The organism is uncultured Stenotrophomonas sp. (assembly GCF_963519925.1).
In the GTDB taxonomy this organism is placed as follows: domain Bacteria; phylum Pseudomonadota; class Gammaproteobacteria; order Xanthomonadales; family Xanthomonadaceae; genus Stenotrophomonas; species Stenotrophomonas maltophilia_AE.
Genome location: NZ_CAUQPH010000032.1, coordinates 16,572 through 36,968 on the forward strand (window position 1 = coordinate 16,572; position 20,397 = coordinate 36,968).

Genomic DNA, 20,397 nt, shown 5'->3' on the forward strand with positions numbered 1-20,397 from the left:
CCTAGACGAGTGCGTGATGGACTCACTATATCTTAAATTCAAATTGAATTTGAACTATTTTCAGGTGAAACTACGAATATGTCGATGAATCACCCAATAAACGGCCGATGAGCAAACCCCGCCGCGCCCCACGCACAGACGGCGATAGCACCCGCGCCAAGCTGCTGGATGCCGCCGGCCGCCTGTTCGCCGAATGCGGCTATGCCGGAGCGGCCAGCAAGGCCATCTGCGAAGCGGCAGGCACCGACCTGGCCGCGATCAACTATCACTTCGGCAACCGCGATGGCCTCTATCGCGCCGTCCTGCATGAAGGTCACAAGCATTTCGTCAGCCTAGAGGACTTAACCGCGCTGGCGCAGTCTGTCCTCTCACCGCAGCAGAAGCTGGAAGCCTTCATCGACGGCATGGTGGCCAGCCTGTTCGATGACAAGGGTTGGCACAACCGTGTCTGCGCACGGGAAATCCTGGCACCCTCGCCGCATTTCGCCAGCCTCATCGGCGAAGGCGTGATGCCCAAATTCCGGCTGGTTGCGGACATACTCGGCGACATCACCGGCATCCCCCCAGGCGACCCGGCGCTGGCGCGCTGCGTGGTCAGCATCATGGCACCCTGCCTGATGCTGCTAGTGATCGACCGCGATACGCCCAACCCATTCCAGGCGCTGCTCTCGCAGCCGGTGGAAGAACTGGCCGCGCATTTGAAACGGTTTGCGGTGGCGGGATTGCTGGCTGAGCGTAGCGCTCGGCAACGCTGAGGCCTGTCACTTCGCAAACAATATCGACGCGATGCAGATGCATCCATCGCTCACGACACCGATAGGCCTCTCTGCCGCCCGATCTCCCATGACACCCCGCCGCTGCGCACGGTCGCGGCGAGCTGCTGCCCCAACCGCTGTTCGATCACTGGTTTCCAAGGCACCAGACTGAAACCCTTGCCGTCATCGAGCATGGCATAGCGCCCGCTGGCGAGCATGACGGAGCGCCGGTAGATGCCGGCCATGCGCTGCCCGTCAGTCACGGGCCGATGCTCCAGGCCGGTTTCGGCGGCAATGTCCTGCGCGACCTGCGCCAATTCCCGATTACGCAGCGTGCCCAGCAGGTTGCGGGCGAGGATCACGCGCTGCCCGCGCCGCTGGGCCAACCCCTGTTCTTCGAGGAAGTCGGCGCGTTGCTGCAAGGCTTGCCTGACGTCGCCACCAAAGCCCAGGTCGCCCAGCCCCTTGCCGCCGCCGATCAACTGCTGATCCAGCCAGGTCGCGCCGATCACGCGCGCCTGCCGCTCGATCGGCAAGTGCGATTTCAGTTCCACGGCGTCACCGCCCAGCCGCTGCGCGTCGTACTGGCGGCCACGCTCGGCCAGGTCGTCCGGCACCTTCCATAGCCCGTCGGCCACGCGCTCCACGATGCCGGCCCGGCGCAGGGCTTCCAGCCGGCGGACATGGGCTGCGACGACTTCCTGCGGGTCGCGGCCGGGCTTGGCCTTGCCCTGCTCGATTCCTAGGTGGTGATCCGTGCGGTACAGACCGTCGCTCGCCAGCGCGGCGATGTTCTTGTCGGCGGCGCGCACCTCGGTGGAACCGCGCACTTCCACCACCGCGCCGGTGGGATAGTTCGCCAGTTCGTCGCGGGCGTTCAAGGCAACGTAGTGAGCCTTGCCGTCAATGCCGTCGATGACCAGATAGCCGCGGTCATGCAACTCGTCGGCCAGCCCCTTGGCAGCGACGCGGCCGACGATGGTGCGGCCGTCGTCGCCAGGTTCGAACACCGCCAGCTCGCGCGGCTGGCCGCTCATGGCCCGCTGCATGGTGCGGATGATGTCGCCACGCTCGCCCAGGGCGCGCAAGGTCTTCTCGGTATCGGCGTGAACCGCCCAGGTGCCAGGCTGCGTCTCGTCGGCCAGGCCCAGGCGCTGCAAGCGTTGCAGGCGGCCGATCAGCAGCAGGCGCTGGCGTTGCAGCCGGGGTTCGTTGAAGCGTTCGATCTGCACCCGGCCATCCTCGCCGGCCTCGCGCTGCAACGTGCGGTCGACGCTCGTCCACCGCTCTTGCTCCACTTCGCGCTGCACGGTTTGCTGGATCTCCAGTTCGGTGCGCGGCCCCAGCCATTCCGTCGCCAGCTCGGCGGCGCGATGCCGGAAGCCGTGGGCGATGTAGTCGCCCGCGATGATGAGGTCTTTGCCGGTGTCGTCGCGTCCGCGCACGATCAGGTGGGTGTGCGGGTTGTCGGTGTTCCAGTGATCGACCGCCACCCAATCCAGCCGCGTGCCCAGGTCGGCTTCCATGCGGTTCACCAGATGCCGCGTGTAGGTGCGCAGGTCGTCCAACTCCGCGCCGTCTTCGGGCGAGACGATGAAGCGGAAATGGTGCCGGTCGTCGGCGGCCCGCTCCTTGAAGGCATCAAGGTCGGCTTCGTCGGTCTGCGGCCCGTAGGCCCGCCCAGGTTCGCCATCGCGGCCGGCGCCGTCGCGCTCGATGTAGCGCAGATGCTTGGCGAGCGATTGCGGGCTGGCATTGCGCTGATTGACCAGCAGGGTCTTGATGGTCACGCGCCGAGACATGGGCGTCAGCTTCGCCCCGGCGAAACGCGCCGCCGTATGGCCGCGCCCCAGGCGCGAGCCGGGCCGCTGGCCTGCGCGTGCGCCGCTGCCACTGCCTGCGGAATGGCGCATCGAGGACTTGCCGCCGCTGGCCTTGCCCGTCTGCTTGAGCACCTTGGAAACGAAGCTCTGGCCCTGACCCTTGCCCCGGTTCTTGGGGGCGCTCGGGCGCACGCGGAAATCGTCGTCACGGCGGTCGCTCATGGCTGCGCTCCCTGCAAGCTCTGGCGTGTCCGGTCGTGCGAAGCACGCGGACATGCCTGCATTGGCGCGGGCCTCGCGCCCCACGCGGCACGACGGCGAAGCCGCTGCGTGCCGCGCCAACCCCATGTGCAGACAGGCTTTCGACGCGGCCCGGTGCCGCGTCCTTTTGTCTTGCCTTCCGCCTTTGCCCCTCGCTGTCGCTCCGGGCATCGGCGGCCCGGCGGCGCTGCGCTGCTTGCAGCCAGCTCGCCGGCGAACGCGCCAATGGCCGCAGGCCGGGCGCGTTCGAGGCAAGACGCCTGTACGTTGGACGGCTGCGCCGGATGTTGCGCGAAGTGCGGCGCGGATGCGCCCGCGCTGCACGCGCGACGACACGGCGGCAGCAGCCGGAACGGCATGCTCGATGGCACGATGAGAGGCACGGCAACGTGCGGCGAATCGGCGGCCATCATGGGCGTGTCTCCAGCCAGACCGGATGCGCGACGCCGATCACGGCGGATGCGCTGACCGGGCCGAAATAGCGGCTGTCGAACGACGCCGGATTGGTCACGCTCAACAGGAACAGCTCGCCCGGTTCGAGGCGGCGGCAAAGCTGCAAGGATGGCAGCGGCCGGCCCAGCCGGTCGGCAGGCAGCGCGGCGGCCGCAGGCACGCCGTCGATGCGTACCTGCCCGGCGACGATGCAGACGTGTTGCGGCGCGACTGCGCCCACACGTTTGAGCAGCGGCACGCGCGTCGGCAGGTAGCCGCGCTTCGCAGCCAGCGTGGCGGCCCTGTCGGGCAGCGGCACCAGCACGATGCTGTCCACGGACAACGGACGTGGTAGCGAGGCGGTGCGCGGGTCGAACGGTTCGATGCGATACCAGCCGACCGCCACGCTGTCGGACGGGTTGTAAGTCAGACGCGGCAGCGGCGACACAAAAGCCGCCCAGGCCAGCGCAGCGAGGCCGACGGCGGCGAAGCCCGCCAGCACGATGCGAGCGCGCAGGCGCGAGCGAGGAAGCGGCGCGGCTTCGGGCGTGCGTGCGATGCTGGAATCAGCGGTCATGGCAGCGCCCTCCCGGCCAGCCAGGCGGCGTGCCGCTCGGCGGTGTATTCGGGCAGCGCCAGGCGGGCCGCCAGACGGTTGCCCAGCGTGCGCCAGTACGCGGGCGACACGTCGATGGCGGCGATGCCTTGCGCGTCGTCGATGCCGTCGATGCGTTCCAGCACGGCACGCACAGCGTTCTCGCCTTCGGCGTGCAGCAGCAAGCGTGCGCCGGGCCGCACGCCGGGGATGCGCTGCACGTCGTCCAGCGGCGTGCCGGCCTGCATCACCATGAGCTGCCAGCGGATCGTGCCGTAGTCGTTTGCTTCCCAGCGGATGCGGCAGAACATCGCGCCCGGCAGGAACACCGCGCAGCGCCGCCAGTGGTCGAGCCGCAGCGTGCGCGCAGGTTCGCCGAAGCGCAGATAGAGCTTGAAGCGCGGCTCGATGTAGGCGAGCGATACGCGGGTCAGCGGCACGTTGCCGGGTCGGCCGGCGAGTGTTGGAAGCGAATGCGGCGGCGTAGCCGTGGCCGCGTTCGCGGCGGTCGCGAGGGATGCGTTCATGGCGTGCTCTCCATGCGGTTCTCGGGAAACTCCCGCTCCAGCAGGCCGCGCAGCAGTTCGGCCACGGTCACGCCCTGGCCGAAGGCGGCGATCTTGATGCGCGCGCGCAGCGCAGGCGTCACGTCGAGCGTCAGGCGTGCGGTGTAGAGGTCGCCTTTGTTGAGCGCATCGGCATCGCCCTGGCGAATCCACGCCTCGGCGTGCGGATTCGCGGGCGGACGTGAGCCGATGCCGACGCGCTTGCTGCGCGGGCCGCTCATGTCGGCCACCGCAGCAGTTCATCGGTGAGCGCGGCGATCTCGCGTGCGGCGGCGCTGTCGGGCGCGGTTTCGCGGGCGAGCCGGCCAGCGGCCACGCTGTCGGCGAAGACGATGCGCTGGCGCACTTCGCTGCGCAGCGCAGGCAGCGGCTGTTCGGCTAGCGATTGCCGTGCTTCCCTGCCGATGATGGTGGTACTGACGCGCCGGTTGATGACGAAGGCCGCGCGCAGCGCAGGCCGAAAGACTTGCGCCTCGCGGATCAGCGCCACCATCTCGGCGCTGGCCCACAAGTCGTAAGGGCTGGGCTGCACCGGGATCAGCACGCGCTCGGCCGCCAGCAGCGCGGAGCGCGCCAAGGCGGCGATGCGTGGCGGCCCGTCGATGATGACGTGATCTGCGCGGCGGGCGAGTTCTGGCGCTTCCTGGTGCAGCGTTTCGCGGGCCAGGCCCACGGCGCTGAACAGCCGTGGCAAGCCCTGCTGGCTTCTGCGCTGCGTCCAGTCCAGCGAGGAACCCTGCGGGTCGGCGTCCAGCAGGATGACGTGCAGACCGCGCATCGCCAGCTCGCCGGCGATGTGGGTGGCGAGTGTGGTCTTGCCGACGCCGCCTTTCTGGTTCAGCAGCGCGACGATCATTGCGTGGCCCTCCACGCTGGAAAGCCAGGCTTTGCCTGCCGTGCGAAACGCTGTCCGCCGTGCCGTCTGGTGGTTGTCCACCGAAGCGGCGCGCTTCTACTAAAAGTTAGAGATTTATAGTTAGGTAAGTTAGAGGGGACGCAAACCCGCGCCGTTACTGGCTTTGCGGCGTTTTCGTACTCCTGATAGCACGAGGGTCGTACTCCTGATAGCACGATACCCGGTACTCCTGATAGCACGAGGCCGTCCACAGCTTTTACCGCAGTTATCCCCGTGCCGTTGAAGGCACGGGCCGGAATGTCAGCAGTTCCAGCTTTTCGTCCGGCATCGACTCGATGCCCAGGACGTAGCCGGGCAACGACTGCCGCGCAACCAGCACGCGCAGGTCGTAGGCGAAGTCCGAGAAGCGCGCCGCGCTGCCGGACTTGCGGTGCAGGTGCCGGAAGTCGAATTGCCAGCCGTGTTCCTGCCGCCCGCCGTGCTTGCGCACGAGGCGGTACAGCCAGCGTTCGATGCCGCCTTTCAAGCGGAAATAGGCCGGGTCGATGGTCAGCACCAGGGCGGCGTCGAGCACGCCGGCATAGAACCAGTCCGGCAGGATCAGCTCGATGCCCAGCGGCGTGCCGCTGGCGTCGGCCAGCTCGCGCCATTCGTTCACCCACGAAAAGCGGTGCAAGCGCCGGCCGGTGGTTTCGCGGATGGAAGTCGCCACGCTGGTCGATTGCAGCCGGTCGAGTGCAGCTTTCAAGCGCTGATAGTCGTTGAGGGACGTGCCGCGCCCGATGAAGCGCAGGATCTCGTAGGGCGTGGCGTGTATCAAGCGCGACGGGCGAATGCCCGCGTCGCGCGCCTCCACGATCTGCGAGGCCGCCCAAATCAGAACGTCGGCATCCCATATCGTGGCGATGCCATGCTCGGCCGTGCCTTCCACGCGGATGGTGATGTTCCCGCTGCGGAAGTCGATCGGCGCGGTGCGCCGCGACTTCGCCAACGAGAAGAACGGAAAGGCCATCAAGTCCTGACTGTCGCGCGGCGCCATGCCGTCGCCCGGTAGCGCACGGAACAGGTCGAGCTGTTCCCGCTGCTGCGATCGCTGCCCCGGTGGCAGCGATGGGCTGGACATGACGATGGCCACCGGCGAGCCGACGATCAGCGGCCATCACGGTAGTCGCCCGCATGACGCTCGGCATATTCCGGGTCGGACGTGGCCTCGTAGCTGCGCTGGTCGGCCCAGGCATCGAGGTCGGCCACCGCGTACATGACGCGGCGGCCGAACTTGCGGAACTTCGGGCCGCCGCCCATCACGCGCTGTTTCTCCAGCGTGCGCGGCGACAGCCGCAAGTATTCGGCGGCTTCGTCGTTGGTCAGGTAGCGTTGGGGCTGCACGGGCGCAGCGACAGCAGCGGCGGCAGGCCGCAAGGGAGCGGGTCGCATGGGATGTACCTCCATCAAGCCCGGCCACACCACGCGGCCGGATAGAGGCACTTTCAAGAAAGCAAGGCTTCCTGCTCAGGGACGTTTTGCAGGGGATGCAGCGCGTCCCTGTGCAACGGGCGGAAGCTGTGCAAGGCGGCGGTAGCCGCCGCGCATCAGCGCATCGCCCCGGCGTACCAGCCGGCGAACGCGGGCGCGCAAGGCGCTGTCGGCGTACCAGTCGTCGGCGACGGCATCGACGCCGAACAGCCCTTCGGCCACGTCGCGCAGGGATGCGCCCGCAAGGGTGCCATCGAGCGCCTGGAGCGTGTTCAACTCCAGCAGCGCAGTGGGTGTCGGCCGCGACCGTGCCGTTCCCGCCGGCGCTGCATCGCCAGCGGCGGCCAGCTTGTCCAGTTCGGCCGCCAGCGCCTGATAGCGTCCGCAGGATGCGGCGCAGGCGCGAATGGCATAGGCGTAAGCCATGCCGTCGGCCAGGCCGGGAGCGATCACCAGCCGCAGGCAGCAGCCCGGCCAGCGTGTCAGCAGCACCAGGCGCTTGCCATCGTGGATCAGGTGCTTCTGGCCGGGGAGGCGCCAGAACGCGAAGGCCACCGCGTCGGGTGGCGGGTCGGCGTCCGGGTAGAGCTGCACCACCGCATCGTGATCGGGGAACCAGGCCGGATGCGCGTCGCGCGCATCCAGGGCGGGATCTTCCAGCAGGCGCAGTCCCCAGCGCCCGGCGGCCTCTGGCCGGCGGCGCCGGCGCAGCCAGTCGCGGCGGTAGTCGGGGTGGCGACGCAGGTATTCCCACGCCAGCGCGGGGCCGTCGAGGTGCAGCGTGTAGAGATACGCGGCGGTCGGATACCAGTGTTCGGCGCTCGGGTCAGCCATGACGCAGCCTCCTGTCATTCAGCAGGAACGTCGCCACGGATTCCGCCGTGCGGGAGCTATCGAGTCGCCATCAAGTCGTCATCGAAATCGGGATAAGCTGTAACTGCTGGTGTCAAGACTGATTCGCTCCAGGGCATTGCGGAAATCGTCTGAATGCGACGGCTGCGCCGCCACGAAAATGGCGCGCAGCATGAAGCACCGTGCAGCAGCCCGCGCCAAAGATCATGACTGTTTGCATCAGAAGCGCACCACTTCGGTGCAAGAGTGTGGATTCAGACCAATCAGGTCTTGGGTAAGACTGAAATAGTCAGAATGCGCTGTCGTTGGCTGGGGGTTGGTTAGTCGGTGATCGAGCCGTTTTCCTCGGCCAGCCGCAGGTACTCCGACAGCGGCCGCGCCGGCTGGAAGTAGCGATCGCGCATCACCGGTTGCTGGTGCGGCCCAACGATGGACGCCAGATCGGACAGCTTCACATGGCCCAGGCCGGGCATGCCTATTCCCAGGTCGATCAGTCCCCATGCCGTATCGCCATCGGCCGGGTCGAGCGCGGCCAGCAGCCAGGTGGCGTGCGCGTCAGGGGTGAACAGTCGCACCGCCGGCATCGGGTCGATGCCCCGGTCAGCGGCGCGTGCCGCGCCGACGGCGAGCAGTTGCGCCCGCTGTTCAGCGGTGACGAGCGGCTGGGTCATGGCCCGAATCCCCACGCATCCGAGGATGCACGGATACGATTTTCCATCGAAGCGCGGAACCGCCGAAGCGGATGCGTGCTTTGGCGGGAAAGCACGAAGGCGCAAGCCATCGAATGCGTACATGCACGGAAACGCAGAAGCGGAATTACGCAGGTCAGGAAAGACACGGATGCGACTCCCCGGTTCCGGTGAAATCCGCAGTTGCGGATTTCAGCAAAAGCACGGAAGCGGACTAAATTACTGCCATGAGTTAAAGATAACGTGGTTTTAATTGTCCCGCGACTGGACGCTTCTGTCCATGCAGAAGCGATCCGTTCAACCCGGCCGACCGGCCGGTGCCACCACCTTCGATGCCGAGCTGGCGCAAGCCTTCGGCGCGGCGGTGCGTGCGCTGCGGATGGAACGCGGGATTGCGCAGGAATCGCTGGCCAACCTAGCTGGCATCGAGCGTTCCCATATGGGCAAGGTCGAGCGTGGCGAGCACATGCCCACGCTGGCGATCATCTTCAAGATCGCCAGCGCGCTTAGTTGCAGTACCGCCGTGCTGATGGCCGCGACGGAAAGCCAGCTCGCGTCCGTGTCCGAGACGTAGGCTGAGGGTCGGCAGGGAATCGTTACGTACAGGGCCAAAAACCACCTAAGCGATTGAAACGCAATGATAATTGCCTTGTCCCGATAGCGCATCTCCCCGTCTATGGGGCCTGTTCAAGGACTTTCGCTGTATAGCTCAGCGGCGCCACTTCCCTATCAAGGTCGAGATGGTAGTCGCCGAAGCGGTTGATGTGGCTGGTCCGAAACGGCGACAGTCCGGCCAGGATCTCGGGCGTCAGTTCAACTCCCTCCTTCCGCATCTCAGCCAAGGTCCGGCTCATGCCTTCTACGTTGTGGAGGATGATCATGTTAGCGACCAGCTGGCTGAACTTGATGATCTTGCGCTGCTCGTGTTGGACGTTCTCAGCAATGATCCCCTGGCTGCCAAAGAACACCCATTTTACGAAGCCGTTGTACTCCTCGCTCTTGTTGGTCGCAGCATGGATCGTTTTCCGAATCTCGTTGTCATCGATGTAGCGCAGCAAGAACAGCGGTCGGACGGCCTTGCCAAGTTCCCGGAAGGCGAAGTACAGCTTGTTCTTCCGGCTGTAGGTGCCCAGCCGGCGCAGGATCGAGGACGCGGTGATCTTCCCCAATCGGATCGAGATCACTACCCGCAGCATGTCGTGGAGATGGGTGGCGATCAGTTGCCAGTCGATGCTGTCTCCGAACAGTGCCTGGATGTTCTTATAGGTCCTGCCAGGTTCAGGCTGGAAGAATGTGAGATCCTTGATGTTTCGTATCCTGGGCATCAGCTGGATGCCCAGCATGTGGGCCAAACCGAAGACCGGATAGCTTTGGGCCTGCGTGTCGCCATGGACGATCTCGGGCTGGATGTCGGACGTGTTGGCCAGCAGGCCATCGAGGATGTAGATGCCCTCGTGCACGCCACAGGGAATGAAGTGGCTGAACAGCGCCACGTATTTGTCGGACACATGGTAGTAGCCGATGCCGCCGTAGCCGCCGTAGCGGATGTGGTACTCCGACAGCAGGTTGTCCTCGTACACGCTCCACTTGGTGCCATCTGCTGACGCGCTCTTGCCGCTGCCCCAATAGCCCGGCAGGTCAAATTTGTTGTAGGTATTGATGACCTCCACGATGGCCTTCTCAAGGACATCTTCGGTCACGTATTTGAGGTTGAGCCAAGCGACCTGGCGACGGCTGAAGCCCTTGATCGACCGCGCCGTCTGCGTCGGACCCAAGTTGCAGCCATAGCAAAACAGCGTGGTGATCACCCGTCGAGGGAGATCTTCAACCTGGCTCTCGGTGCCGGCGATCGGACGGAAGAATCGGTGCAGATCCAGCCATTGGCTGGCGTCGATCAGGACATCGACGATGCTGGACTCCGGGAGCCGTTCGGCGATGAGGCGGTCCACGGTGGCAATGGCGCTTGAGACCTCGGCGCGTTGCCCCTTCCGCAGTACCAGGCGTCCTTCCAGAATGTCCGCATGAACATTCTCGGGGAAACGCTCGTCAACTTCGTCGGCCAAGTCGGTCAGTTGTGCGCGCAACCCGGCCACGAAAGTCGCAGCGTCGGTGGGCAAGCCTGACACCTGGCCATAGGCTTCCAGTTCCTGGGCCAAGGTGGCTTCATCGACCAGCTGCTCGCGGTAGTCGTCAAATCGTTCGCTGCTCGGGATGAAGAGATCTCCCGACTTCAGTTCGTCCTTGACCTGCACCAGCACGGCCAGCTCGAAGTACTTACGGTGCATCCAGCCGGCGCCTGCCGCGCTGGCCCGCTTGCCAAACACGTGCTGACGCCAGAGCTTGGACATCCAATCGAAGTCCTTTTCCGGGTCCAGGCCGAGGGATGCGACCTCGATCAGCTCACGGCGTTGGTTGCGCAGCGACAGCACCGCTGCAATCAACGGCTCCATGCCGGCATCGTGGCTGGTTGCCCGCAAGTTCATCAGCTCCAGCCCATTGAACAGCAGCGGCCTGACCGCGCCGTAGGGTTGCAGCATGAAAGGCAGATAGTTCTTTCCTGCGTATGCCATATGTTCTTCGCATTCGGCCAACAAGGTCGACACTTCCGCTTCCAGACTGTTATCGATGGCATCCACGCGCTGACTATCGCTGCCGTCGAGCTGATAGGCCTGCAGGATTTCCTTGAGCTGGCCGATCAGGAAGTCGGCCCGCTTGGCATGTTCGAGCTGGTAGGCCAGCAGCTTTTGCTGGGCCGTGTTCTCCAGCCCGCGCACCTGCTTGATGAACAGCTCGGCTGCGTCATCCAGCGTCTTGGCATGCTGGGCGCGAATGAAGATGGTGGCCAACGCATAGCGCTTGTCCGGAGCCAATTCGGCCAACTCGCTGGCGTCGTACGCACGAGCCATTGCACGGAATTGCTTGAGCTTGGGCACCGGCACATCGATGGGAGGCAGTTGCTCGGCCAACTGCTGCAGCATGCGGATGTGCTGCAGATAGAACCGGACCTCCTTGTTGGTCGGGCGGCCAGGCTCGCGCTTGAGCGAGTGCCAGCCGGTGAACCTGGACCCTTCCGGTGCGCGCAGCAGTTCATCAATGAGCGTGCGCGTGGCAGGCGTCAGTGCATGGCTGATGCTGCGGTAGTACCCCAAATTGACCCGCTCGCGGGCACCGATGGCGGCCAGCTCCAGGGTGCGGAAGCCAGGCAGTTCGTAGCGATGGTGCACCAGCTCTTCAAGCAGGACGTTCACGATGTCTGGGATGGTGTGCTTGGTCTGGGCTGCGGCGGTGGCCACCGTATCCAGCCAAGCCAGCCCCGACTTGTCCAAGGGACGTACCCCAATGAACTTCCGAAGTTGTGGCATATGCCGGCGCTTGCTGCCGGAGACGTCATAGCGTTCGAGCTGGTCGGAGGCCAGCACCCGGCCGAGACGTGCGGCCTTGGCGATGTGCTGCCGGATCCGCTCAGGCACCTCCGCCGACAGCGTGAAGTAGCCTAAGCGTTGGAAGAGCTTGAGATGGATCAGTACCGCCAGCTGCGGACCCGGCTGGGCAGTCAGCTGCTTGGCAAAGGCGATTTCAGCTGCGGTAGGGGTATAGACCTCCTCCAGTTCCTTGGCGGTGGGATCAGGCTTCAGTCGCGGGTAAGCGGTCTCGTGAAGGGTAGCCATTGGATCCGGAGGTTGTGAGGGGAATCAGTCCCAGTGCCGGCCGTCGTCTGTACTGAGTGACGCTTCCAGGAAACACTGGTGCGTATCGGCCATGCGGTGCATGTCATCGAGCAACGTGGCCAGGATTTCATCCAGATCCCGGTCGGGATCGGTGGGAACAGTCAACCGGTACTCGCTGCTGGCGGTGTTCAGGCGCATAGCCTGGAACGGGGCCAAGCAGATCTCTTCGATCCGGCCTCGGGCCCTGGCCGCGCCGCGGCCGGCGCGGGCAAACGGGGTCAGCACCAGGCGTAGGCGCAGCTGCAGGGCAGATTTGCCCTCGGGCGCCGGCAGCACCATCGTCGGAGCTGGCGCGGTTGGGCTGGGCAGGCTCGCTTCAATGCGATCCCGGGCGAACGGGTCACGCCCGTCCAGGTAACGCATGGCCGAGTGCACATTGCGCCAGCCCACGTACTCCATCAGCGCCTTCATATCCCAGCCTTGGTCGTTGGCCCAGCTGGCAAACCCGCGGCGCAGCGAGTGGCTGCTGTGGAGCCCAGCATCGGCAAACCCGGCACTGGCCAGCAACTCGCGCAGCAAGCGCACCAAACTGTTGGGATGCAGGCCCTCGGCGCTCACCTGGCCCCATTGGTTAACCGCCCGAAACACCGGCCCTTCGTGCAGGTCGGCCGCCTGCAGCCACGTCTGGGTCGCCTCCACCGGACACAGCCGCGACAACGCTGGCACTTTGTAGGTGACGCCGGCGGCCTGCCTATCGCCCTTGCTGCGCGGCAGGAAGCAGGTCATCCCCTGTCCCGGCACCAGCGTGAGATGGGCCACTTCCAGCCGCAGCAGTTCATCGCCGCGAAAGCCACGCCAGAATCCGAGCAGCACCAGCGCTCGGTCCCGTTGGTGGCGAAGCGCTGCCGCTCCATCGCCCCGGGCATGCGCCGCAGCGATCGCGGCAGCCAACCAGTCATCGAGCTCGACCAGCCGCCGAATCTGCAGCGGCGCGGCTTGCTTGACCTGGCCCGAGTGCAGGGTCTGGATGCCTTTGAAAACCTTGCGCACCAGCGGCGACCGGGTCGGGTCGACAAAGCCGTGGTCGCGGTGCCAAGAGGCAATGGCGGCCAGCCGGTGGCGAAGGGTGCTGGTGGCCAGGGTCTGCGCATACGCGGCCAGGTAGCGGGCCACGCTGTCCGGTGTCGCTGGGAGGTGTCCTTGCCACTCGACTTCAAAGTGCCGCAGCGCCGACGCATAGCTGCGCACCGTGTTCTGGCGCGTGGCCGCATCGAGGTAGCGGTCCAGTTCGGTCACTGGCGCGTGGCCTCCACCGAGGCCGGCTGCCGCAGCGTTGACAGGATGGTGCATTCAGCCCGCTGCCCGCCGTGGCAACTGGCAATCACCCGTTCCAGCTCGCTTGCCATGCGCTGCAGGTCGGCCATGCGCGCCCGCACGTCGGTCAGATGGCTGCGGGCCAGCCGATCCACGTCCCCGCATGAAAGCTCTTCATCGCCCGCCAACTGCAGCAGGCTGCGGACCTCCTCCAGGCTGAAGCCCAGGTCCCGGCCGCGCGCAATGAAGCGCAGTCGCTCGATGTCGGCCGGGCCATAGACCCGGTAGCCATTGCCCGAGCGCCCCGGGCGCGGCAGCAGGCCGATCCGCTCGTAATAGCGGATGGTCTCCAGATGGCACCCACTGGCGTCGGCAGCCTCACTGATTTTCATTCGTAGTACGCTTGACTCCGTAGTAGCTACGGACTTTACCCTCACCGGCTGTGTCATGCCAGCGTCCCGCCCGGGCCCGGCTTCCTTGCGAATGGAGATGTTCCGATGAGTGATTGTGGCTGCCACCACGAGGCCAAGAATGCGCAGGAGCAGCGCGTCCTTTGGATCGCCTTAGCATTGAACGCGGCGATGGCCGTGATCGGCGGCATCGCCGGCTGGATTGCCCATTCCACTGGCCTACTGGCCGACGCTCTGGACATGCTGTCCGATGCCACCGCCTATGCCATTGGCCTGGTCGCTATCGGGCGCACGGCGCGCTTCAAGGCCAATGCCGCGTGGGTCAGCGGCAGCGTGCTGCTTGTGCTGGGTGTGGGCGTGTTGGCCGAGGTCGGCCGCCGCGTAATGTTCGGTGCCGAGCCGGTCAGCGGCTGGATGATTGGCACCGCCCTGCTGTCGCTGGTGGTCAACGTGACGGTGCTGCGCATGCTGGCGCCGCTGAAGTCCGGCGAGGTGCACCTGCGGGCGACCTGGTTGTTCACCCGCGCCGATGTGGTGGCCAATGTTGGGGTGATCCTGGCCGGCCTGTTGGTGTGGTGGTTGGCTAGCCCGTACCCGGATTTCGTGATCGGCGCCCTGATCGGTCTGTATGTGATCAAGGAAGCCTTCGAGATCCTGGGTGATGCCCGCCGGGCACGTGCCGACGCGCGCAAGACCCCTGCATGACCGCCCGTGGCCGGCTGCGGACGGGCCTACGCTGGCTGCTGCTGGCGCAGCTGGCGATGGGTTTGCTAGTCCAGCCGGTCTTGGGTCTGGCGAGCGAACTGCACGTTCACATCCATCCGACCATTGCCGCCCATGGGCCGGCAGTGGTCGCACCAGCACCTGAGCGTGGCATCGGCGCCGCCTTGCACCGGCTTCACCAGCTGGCGCTGTGCTGCAGCCAAGCCGCACAGCCCCCTGAGATCCTGCTGTCCGTTGCGGACATCGGCCGGCATTTGTCGGTGATGCACGTCAACACGGTCCCGTATCCGCACGAGCAGCCGGTCGCGCCGTTCCGGCCTCCGATCGCAGGGTGATCTCCGCCGGCAGCGCCGGCCTAGCGACCTGCTGCTGTGCGCGGTTGGTGATCGTTTGTTGATGTCGAAACCCTTCGGAGTACTTCCATGCATGTGCGATTGGCGGCCTTGGCCGCATGGCTGCTGCTGACTGCGGCGACAACGCCGGCGGCAGCGGCCGAACTGATGACCTTGGACGACGCGTTCGCGCGCGTGGCCCAAACCCACCCCGAGCTGCGCTTGGTCGATGCGCGGGCCACCGTGCTCGCTGCCGAGCGCGACCAGGCGGTGCAGCGCCCACCGTGGACGCTCGGTGCCGAGGTCGAAAATGCGTTGGGCACTGGCGCGGCCCGCGGTCTGGACAGCGCCGAGTTGACCTTGAGCCTGAGCTCGGTGCTGGAGCGCGGCGGCAAGCTCGACGCCCGGCGCACCTTGGCCCAAAGCCGGATTGATGCACTGGCCGTGCAGCGCGAGACCGGGCGGCTGGACTTGCTCGCCGAGACGGCGCAGCGCTATTTGGCCGTTGTCGGTGCCGACCGGCAACACAGCCTGGCGGACATGGATGTTGGCCAGCGCCAGCGAACCGTGGCCGCTGCCCGGCAACGCCTGCAGGCCGGCGCTTCACCCGAATCGGTGCTGCTCACCGCGCAGGCAGCGCTGGCGCGGGCCGAGCTGACGCGTGATCGGGCCGAGCAACAGCGATTGGCCGCCCGTCAGCATCTGGCCGCGCTGTGGGGCGAACGTACTCCCACCTTCGAGGTGGCTCCGGCCGATCCGATGGCCCTGCCGGCGATCGCCTCCATGCAGACGCTGGCCGATGAGCTGGAGCGGACTCCGGAACTGGCGCAGTTTGCCGACGCCCGACGGATCGCGCAGGCACGACTGCAGCTGGCACGTTCAGCGGCCTCACCGGACCTGTCCTGGCAGCTCGGCGTGCGCCGCCTGCAGGAGACCGACGACACTGCACTGGTCGCTAGCATGTCCATACCGCTGGGCAGCCGCAGCCGCGCACAGCCAGAGATCCGCGCCGGCGAAGCCGAGCTGGAGGTCCTGACGATCGAGCGCGAGGCCAAGGGCCTGTCGCTGTACTCCACGCTGGTCGAGGCCCATGGCCGCTACACCGTGGCGCAGGCCGAGGTGGCGCGGCTGCAAGGAGACGTACTGCCGAAGTTGGCCCGGGCCGAGCAGGCTGCCGAGCGGGCCTATCGCGCCGGCGCGATCAGCTATCTGGAATGGGCACAGTTGCAATCCGAACGCACGGCCATGGCCCAGCAGCAGCTTGACGTCGCCTTGGATGCGCAGCGCGCCCTGATCGAAATTCAACGACTGACCGGCCAGGCGCTTGTCACGCCGCCGGCGGCCGCTTCCACCGGAGAGACCCCATGAATCGCTTTTCCTGGACCGCACTGGGCATGGCCCTGATGCTGGCCGCCTGCAACGCGTCGACCCCCAACGAAGCCTCTGAGGGCGGCGCCGCCGCTGAGGGCGAAGAGCACGGCGAGCACGAGGAAGCGCCGCTGGAAACCAAGATTGCCGCCAAGGCGGCGCAGGCGGCGGGTATCCAGGTCGCGCCGGCAGGCCCCGGTGAGATTGCTGACGAGCATGAGGTGCAAGGGCTGCTCACCCCCATCGATGGGCGCATCGCGCAGGTCACTGCACGCTTCCCCGGACCGGTCCGCTCCGTGCGAGCCGGCGTGGGCGATCAGGTACGGGCCGGCCAGGCACTGGCCACGGTAGAGAGCAATCTGAGCCTGACCACCTATACCGTCACCGCGCCGATCAGTGGCGTGGTCATGGCGCGTACGGCCGCTGTGGGCATGGCGGCTGCTGAGGGCGCGCCACTGTTCGAGGTCGCCGACCTGTCCACCCTGTGGGTGGACCTGCACATCTTTGGGGCCGACGTCCAGCACATCGGTGCCGGCGTACCGGTGACGGTCACCCGCTTGAGCGATGGCGTCACCGCGCAGACCACCTTGGAGCGCGTCCTGCCCGGCACCGCCACGGCCAGCCAAAGCACCATTGCGCGCGCCACCGTGGCCAACACCGATGGCCTGTGGCGGCCGGGTTCGGCGGTCAAGGCGCGGGTCACCGTGGATCGCCAGTCGGCGGCACTGGTGGTGCCGATCACCGCGCTGCAGACCGCAGAAGACCAGGACGTGGTCTACGTGCAGCAGGGAGAGACCTACCACACCCGGTCGGTCAAGCTGGGGCGCCGCGACGCTGAGCGCGCCGAAGTGCTGGAAGGGCTCAAGGCCGGTGAACAGGTGGTGGTGGCCCAGAGCTTCCTGATCAAGGCCGACATCGAAAAATCCACCGTCGAAGAAGACCATTGAGGCCCGCCATGCTCGAACGCCTCATTGGGCTGTCCATCCGCCATCGCTGGCTGACGCTGGTGTTCACCGCTGCGCTTGTTGCGCTGGGCGTGTGGAGCTACCGTCACCTCTCAATCGACGCCACGCCGGACATCACCAACGTCCAGGTCCAGATCAACACCCAGGCCCCGGGTTACTCACCGCTGGAGGCCGAGCAACGGGTCACCTTTGCCATCGAAACGGCCATGGCCGGCCTGCCCAAGCTGGACTACAGCCGCTCACTGTCACGCTACGGGCTCTCCCAAGTCACTGTCGTGTTCAAGGACGGCACCGACCTGTACTTTGCCCGCCAGCAGGTCGCCGAGCGCCTGCAGCAAATCGCTTCCCAGCTGCCCGAAGGATTGGACCCGGAAATGGGGCCTATCTCCACCGGACTGGGCGAGATCTTCATGTACACCGTGGAGGCCGAGCCCAACGCTCGCAAGCCCGACGGCACCCCGTACACGGCCACGGATCTGCGCACCCTGCAGGACTGGGTGATCCGGCCGCAGCTGCGCACCACGCCCGGCGTCACCGAGGTCAACACCATCGGCGGCTTTGAGCGGCAGATCCACATCACCCCCGACCCGGCCCAGTTGGTGGCGCTGGGCTTCACGTTGAACGACGTGGTCGCCGCGGTCATGCGCAATAACCAGAACATCGGCGCCGGCTACATCGAGCGCAACGGCCAGCAGTTCCTGGTGCGCGTGCCCGGCCAGCTGGCCAATCTGGAGGCGATCGGCAACATCGTGCTGGACCGGCGCGATGGCGTGCCCATTCGGGTGCGCGATGTGGCCAGCGTCGGGGAAGGCAAGGAGCTGCGCACGGGCGCGGCCACCCAGAACGGCCATGAGGTCGTGGTCGGCACCGCCTTCATGCTGTTCGGCGCCAACAGCCGGGAGGTCTCCCAAGCGGCTGCGGCCAAGCTGGACGCCGCCAACGCCAGCTTGCCCCCGGGCGTGCATGCAAAGGCCGTGTATGACCGCACCGCGCTGGTGGACCGCACGATCAGCACGGTGTCCAAGAACCTGATCGAGGGCGCGCTGCTGGTGGTGGTGGTGCTGTTCCTGCTGCTGGGCAATGTGCGCGCTTCGCTGATCACCGCCGCAGTGATTCCGCTGGCGATGCTGTTCACCATCATCGGCATGGTCCGTGGCGGCGTATCGGGCAACCTGATGAGTCTGGGTGCGCTGGACTTCGGCCTGATCGTGGACGGGGCGGTGATCATCATCGAGAACTGTCTGCGCCGGTTCGGGGAGGCGCAGCACGCGCTGGGCCGCCAGCTCAACGATGAAGAGCGCTATGACCTGACCGCCTCGGCCACCGCCGAGGTGATCCGTCCCAGCCTGTTTGGCCTGGGCATCATCGCGGCGGTCTACCTGCCGATCTTCGCGCTGTCCGGGGTGGAAGGAAAAATGTTCCACCCGATGGCGATCACGGTGGTGCTGGCCCTTACCGGTGCCATGGTGTTGTCGCTGACCTTTGTGCCGGCAGCGATCGCCACCTTCCTGCGCGGCCGCGTGGCTGAGCACGACAACCGCCTGATGCGCTGGTCGCGGGCCCGCTATAGGCCGCTGCTGGATTGGGCGCTGCGTCGGCGCGTGGTGGTGCTGGCCGGCGCGGCCGTGCTGGTGGTGGGCTGTGGCGTGCTGGCCACCCGCCTGGGCTCGGAGTTCGTGCCGAGCCTGGATGAAGGCGACATCACCTTGCAGCCCATGCGTATTCCCGGCACCAGCCTGGAGCAGTCGGTCGCCATGCAGGAAACGCTGGAGAAGCGCTTGGCCCAGTTCCCGGAGGTAGCCAACATCTTCTCCAAGATCGGCACCGCCGAGGTGGCCACCGACCCAATGCCGCCATCGATGGCCGACACCTTCCTGATGCTCAAGCCCCGCGACCAGTGGCCCGATCCGCGCAAGCCCAAGGCCGAGCTGGTGGAAGAGCTGGAGGAGGCGGCCAAGGAAATCCCGGGCAGCAACTACGAGTTCACCCAGCCCATCCAGATGCGCACCAACGAGTTGATCTCCGGCGTCCGTTCGGATGTGGCGGTCAAGGTCTACGGTGACAACCTGGACCAGCTGACGCGCCTGGCCAGCCGGGTCGAGCGGGTCATGCGCAGCGTCCCCGGCGCCGAAGACGTCAAGGCCGAGCAGGTCTCGGGCCTGCCGCTGCTGACCATCACGCCGGATCCGGCGGCATTGGCACGGTATGGCCTGAACCCGGGCGATGTGCAGGAAACGGTGGCCACCGCCATTGGCGGCAGTGTCGCAGGCCAGTTGATTGAAGGGGACCGTCGCTTCGACCTGGTGGTGCGCCTGCCCGAATCGCAGCGCCAAGACCCGGCCGTGCTGGCAGATTTGCCGATTCCGCTGCCGGCAAGCACCAGTGTCGACGAGTCCAGCCGTCTGGCCGCCGGCGCCAATGGAGGGCCTCGTACGGTGCCACTGCGGGAAGTGGCGAAGATCCAGGTGGAACGCGGGCCCAATCAGATCAATCGCGAAAACGGTAAGCGGCGCGTGGTGATCACCGCCAACGTGCGGGAACGCGATCTGGGCGGGTTCGTCGGCGAGTTGCGCACGCGCATCGGCCAAGATGTCACGCTTCCAGAGGGCTACTGGATCGATTACGGCGGCACTTTCGAGCAGCTGATCTCGGCCACCCAACGCCTGGGGGTGGTCGTTCCGGTGACGCTGGCGTTGATCTTCGCCCTGCTGTTCATGGCCTTCGGTTCGGCCAAGGACGCGACCATCGTGTTCAGTGGTGTGCCACTGGCGCTGACCGGCGGTGTGCTGGCGCTGGCCCTGCGCGGGATTCCGCTGTCGATCTCGGCCGGCGTGGGCTTCATCGCACTGTCGGGCGTGGCCGTACTCAACGGCCTGGTCATGATCGCGTTCATTCGCCGCTTGCGCGAACAGGGTGATCCGCTGGACGAGGCGGTACGCGACGGCGCCCTTGGCCGGCTGCGGCCGGTGCTGATGACCGCCCTGGTAGCCTCGCTTGGGTTCCTGCCCATGGCCTTGAATGTCGGTGCTGGCTCGGAGGTGCAGCGGCCGCTGGCCACCGTCGTCATCGGCGGCATCGTCTCATCCACCGCATTGACCTTGTTGGTGCTGCCGGTGCTTTATCGTTGGCTGCATCGCGACCGCGCTCCCCGCGCCGGCAGCACTGCTTTGGAGTCTTCGGCACCATGAACGAGCTCAACCTGGAACAGGTGCGTGCGGCGATGTTTACCGACCCGGGCGTGAAAGCGGTGGACGACCTGCGGGGTTCACCCCCGTTTTCACGGACACTTACGAGAAGGCCGATCAAGGCCATGAG

The 20,397-nt window shown here is 66.2% G+C and carries 19 protein-coding genes; 7 read left to right on the forward strand and 12 right to left on the reverse strand.

Going from position 1 to position 20,397, the window contains the following annotated elements:
• Window positions 1–107 precede the first annotated feature (107 nt).
• Window positions 108–755: a CerR family C-terminal domain-containing protein gene (locus tag RWO33_RS08365; protein ID WP_043550071.1), complete on the forward strand. Its 648-nt coding sequence runs from the start codon at window positions 108–110 to the stop codon at window positions 753–755.
• A gap of 50 nt (window positions 756–805) precedes the next feature.
• On the opposite strand, the gene RWO33_RS08370 is transcribed toward RWO33_RS08365, so the two are convergent.
• From RWO33_RS08370 to RWO33_RS08410, 9 genes are all read right to left on the reverse strand, one after another.
• The gene (locus RWO33_RS08370) at window positions 806–2,800 is read right to left on the reverse strand and encodes a relaxase/mobilization nuclease and DUF3363 domain-containing protein (protein WP_314104167.1); all 1,995 of its coding nucleotides are present in this window, start codon (window positions 2,798–2,800) and stop codon (window positions 806–808) included.
• Between the two features lie 448 nt (window positions 2,801–3,248).
• Entirely contained in the window at window positions 3,249–3,848 is a 600-nt protein-coding gene (locus tag RWO33_RS08375) for a S26 family signal peptidase (protein WP_024956718.1), read from the reverse strand.
• Window positions 3,845–4,393 carry a DUF2840 domain-containing protein gene (locus tag RWO33_RS08380; protein WP_024956717.1) on the reverse strand — a complete coding sequence of 183 codons (549 nt, stop codon included), beginning with the start codon at window positions 4,391–4,393 and terminating at the stop codon, window positions 3,845–3,847. The genes RWO33_RS08375 and RWO33_RS08380 overlap by 4 nt, the downstream gene beginning before the upstream one ends.
• Complete coding sequence (locus RWO33_RS08385; protein ID WP_032963389.1) at window positions 4,390–4,653, reverse strand: hypothetical protein; 264 nt, start codon at window positions 4,651–4,653, stop codon at window positions 4,390–4,392. The genes RWO33_RS08380 and RWO33_RS08385 overlap by 4 nt, the downstream gene beginning before the upstream one ends.
• Window positions 4,650–5,288, reverse strand: coding sequence for a ParA family partition ATPase (parA, locus tag RWO33_RS08390; protein WP_024956715.1), 639 nt, complete (start codon window positions 5,286–5,288; stop codon window positions 4,650–4,652). Before parA ends, RWO33_RS08385 begins: the two co-directional genes overlap by 4 nt.
• Window positions 5,289–5,553: 265 nt before the next feature.
• On the reverse strand, window positions 5,554–6,411 hold the full coding sequence (locus RWO33_RS08395; protein ID WP_176605965.1) for a replication initiator protein A: 858 nt from the start codon (window positions 6,409–6,411) through the stop codon (window positions 5,554–5,556).
• A 26-nt stretch (window positions 6,412–6,437) separates the two neighbouring features.
• Window positions 6,438–6,722: a helix-turn-helix domain-containing protein gene (locus tag RWO33_RS08400; RefSeq protein WP_024956713.1), complete on the reverse strand. Its 285-nt coding sequence runs from the start codon at window positions 6,720–6,722 to the stop codon at window positions 6,438–6,440.
• Between the two features lie 75 nt (window positions 6,723–6,797).
• Entirely contained in the window at window positions 6,798–7,595 is a 798-nt protein-coding gene (locus tag RWO33_RS08405) for a DUF2285 domain-containing protein (RefSeq protein WP_024956712.1), read from the reverse strand.
• Window positions 7,596–7,933: 338 nt separating this feature from the next.
• Window positions 7,934–8,284, reverse strand: a complete 351-nt coding sequence (locus RWO33_RS08410) for a DUF2958 domain-containing protein (RefSeq protein ID WP_024956711.1) — start codon at window positions 8,282–8,284, stop codon at window positions 7,934–7,936.
• Window positions 8,285–8,582: 298 nt separating this feature from the next.
• On the opposite strand from RWO33_RS08410, the gene RWO33_RS08415 reads away from it, so the two are divergent.
• A complete protein-coding gene (locus tag RWO33_RS08415; RefSeq protein ID WP_005304583.1) occupies window positions 8,583–8,876 on the forward strand; it encodes a helix-turn-helix transcriptional regulator in 294 nt (97 codons plus the stop codon).
• Window positions 8,877–8,976: 100 nt separating this feature from the next.
• Here RWO33_RS08415 and RWO33_RS08420 read toward each other — a convergent pair whose 3' ends face one another.
• Genes RWO33_RS08420 through RWO33_RS08430 form a run of 3 tightly spaced genes read right to left on the reverse strand, consistent with a single transcriptional unit; the run spans window position 8,977 to window position 13,676 of the window.
• Complete coding sequence (locus RWO33_RS08420) at window positions 8,977–11,970, reverse strand: Tn3 family transposase (protein ID WP_314104187.1); 2,994 nt, start codon at window positions 11,968–11,970, stop codon at window positions 8,977–8,979.
• A gap of 24 nt (window positions 11,971–11,994) precedes the next feature.
• Window positions 11,995–13,266 carry a site-specific integrase gene (locus tag RWO33_RS08425; protein ID WP_314104190.1) on the reverse strand — a complete coding sequence of 424 codons (1,272 nt, stop codon included), beginning with the start codon at window positions 13,264–13,266 and terminating at the stop codon, window positions 11,995–11,997.
• Window positions 13,263–13,676: a helix-turn-helix domain-containing protein gene (locus tag RWO33_RS08430; RefSeq protein ID WP_014159616.1), complete on the reverse strand. Its 414-nt coding sequence runs from the start codon at window positions 13,674–13,676 to the stop codon at window positions 13,263–13,265. Before RWO33_RS08430 ends, RWO33_RS08425 begins: the two co-directional genes overlap by 4 nt.
• Window positions 13,677–13,781: 105 nt before the next feature.
• Here RWO33_RS08430 and RWO33_RS08435 point away from each other — a divergent pair, with 105 nt between their 5' ends.
• From RWO33_RS08435 to RWO33_RS08455, 5 genes are all read left to right on the forward strand, one after another.
• Window positions 13,782–14,399 carry a cation transporter gene (locus RWO33_RS08435; protein WP_024956708.1) on the forward strand — a complete coding sequence of 206 codons (618 nt, stop codon included), beginning with the start codon at window positions 13,782–13,784 and terminating at the stop codon, window positions 14,397–14,399.
• Entirely contained in the window at window positions 14,396–14,752 is a 357-nt protein-coding gene (locus RWO33_RS08440; RefSeq protein WP_024956707.1) for a hypothetical protein, read from the forward strand. Before RWO33_RS08435 ends, RWO33_RS08440 begins: the two co-directional genes overlap by 4 nt.
• Before the next feature lie 87 nt (window positions 14,753–14,839).
• The gene (locus tag RWO33_RS08445; RefSeq protein ID WP_024956706.1) at window positions 14,840–16,117 is read left to right on the forward strand and encodes a TolC family protein; all 1,278 of its coding nucleotides are present in this window, start codon (window positions 14,840–14,842) and stop codon (window positions 16,115–16,117) included.
• Window positions 16,114–17,064, forward strand: a complete 951-nt coding sequence (locus tag RWO33_RS08450) for an efflux RND transporter periplasmic adaptor subunit (RefSeq protein WP_024956705.1) — start codon at window positions 16,114–16,116, stop codon at window positions 17,062–17,064. The genes RWO33_RS08445 and RWO33_RS08450 overlap by 4 nt, the downstream gene beginning before the upstream one ends.
• Window positions 17,065–17,072: 8 nt before the next feature.
• A complete protein-coding gene (locus tag RWO33_RS08455; RefSeq protein WP_024956704.1) occupies window positions 17,073–20,270 on the forward strand; it encodes a CusA/CzcA family heavy metal efflux RND transporter in 3,198 nt (1,065 codons plus the stop codon).
• Window positions 20,271–20,397 lie beyond the last annotated feature (127 nt).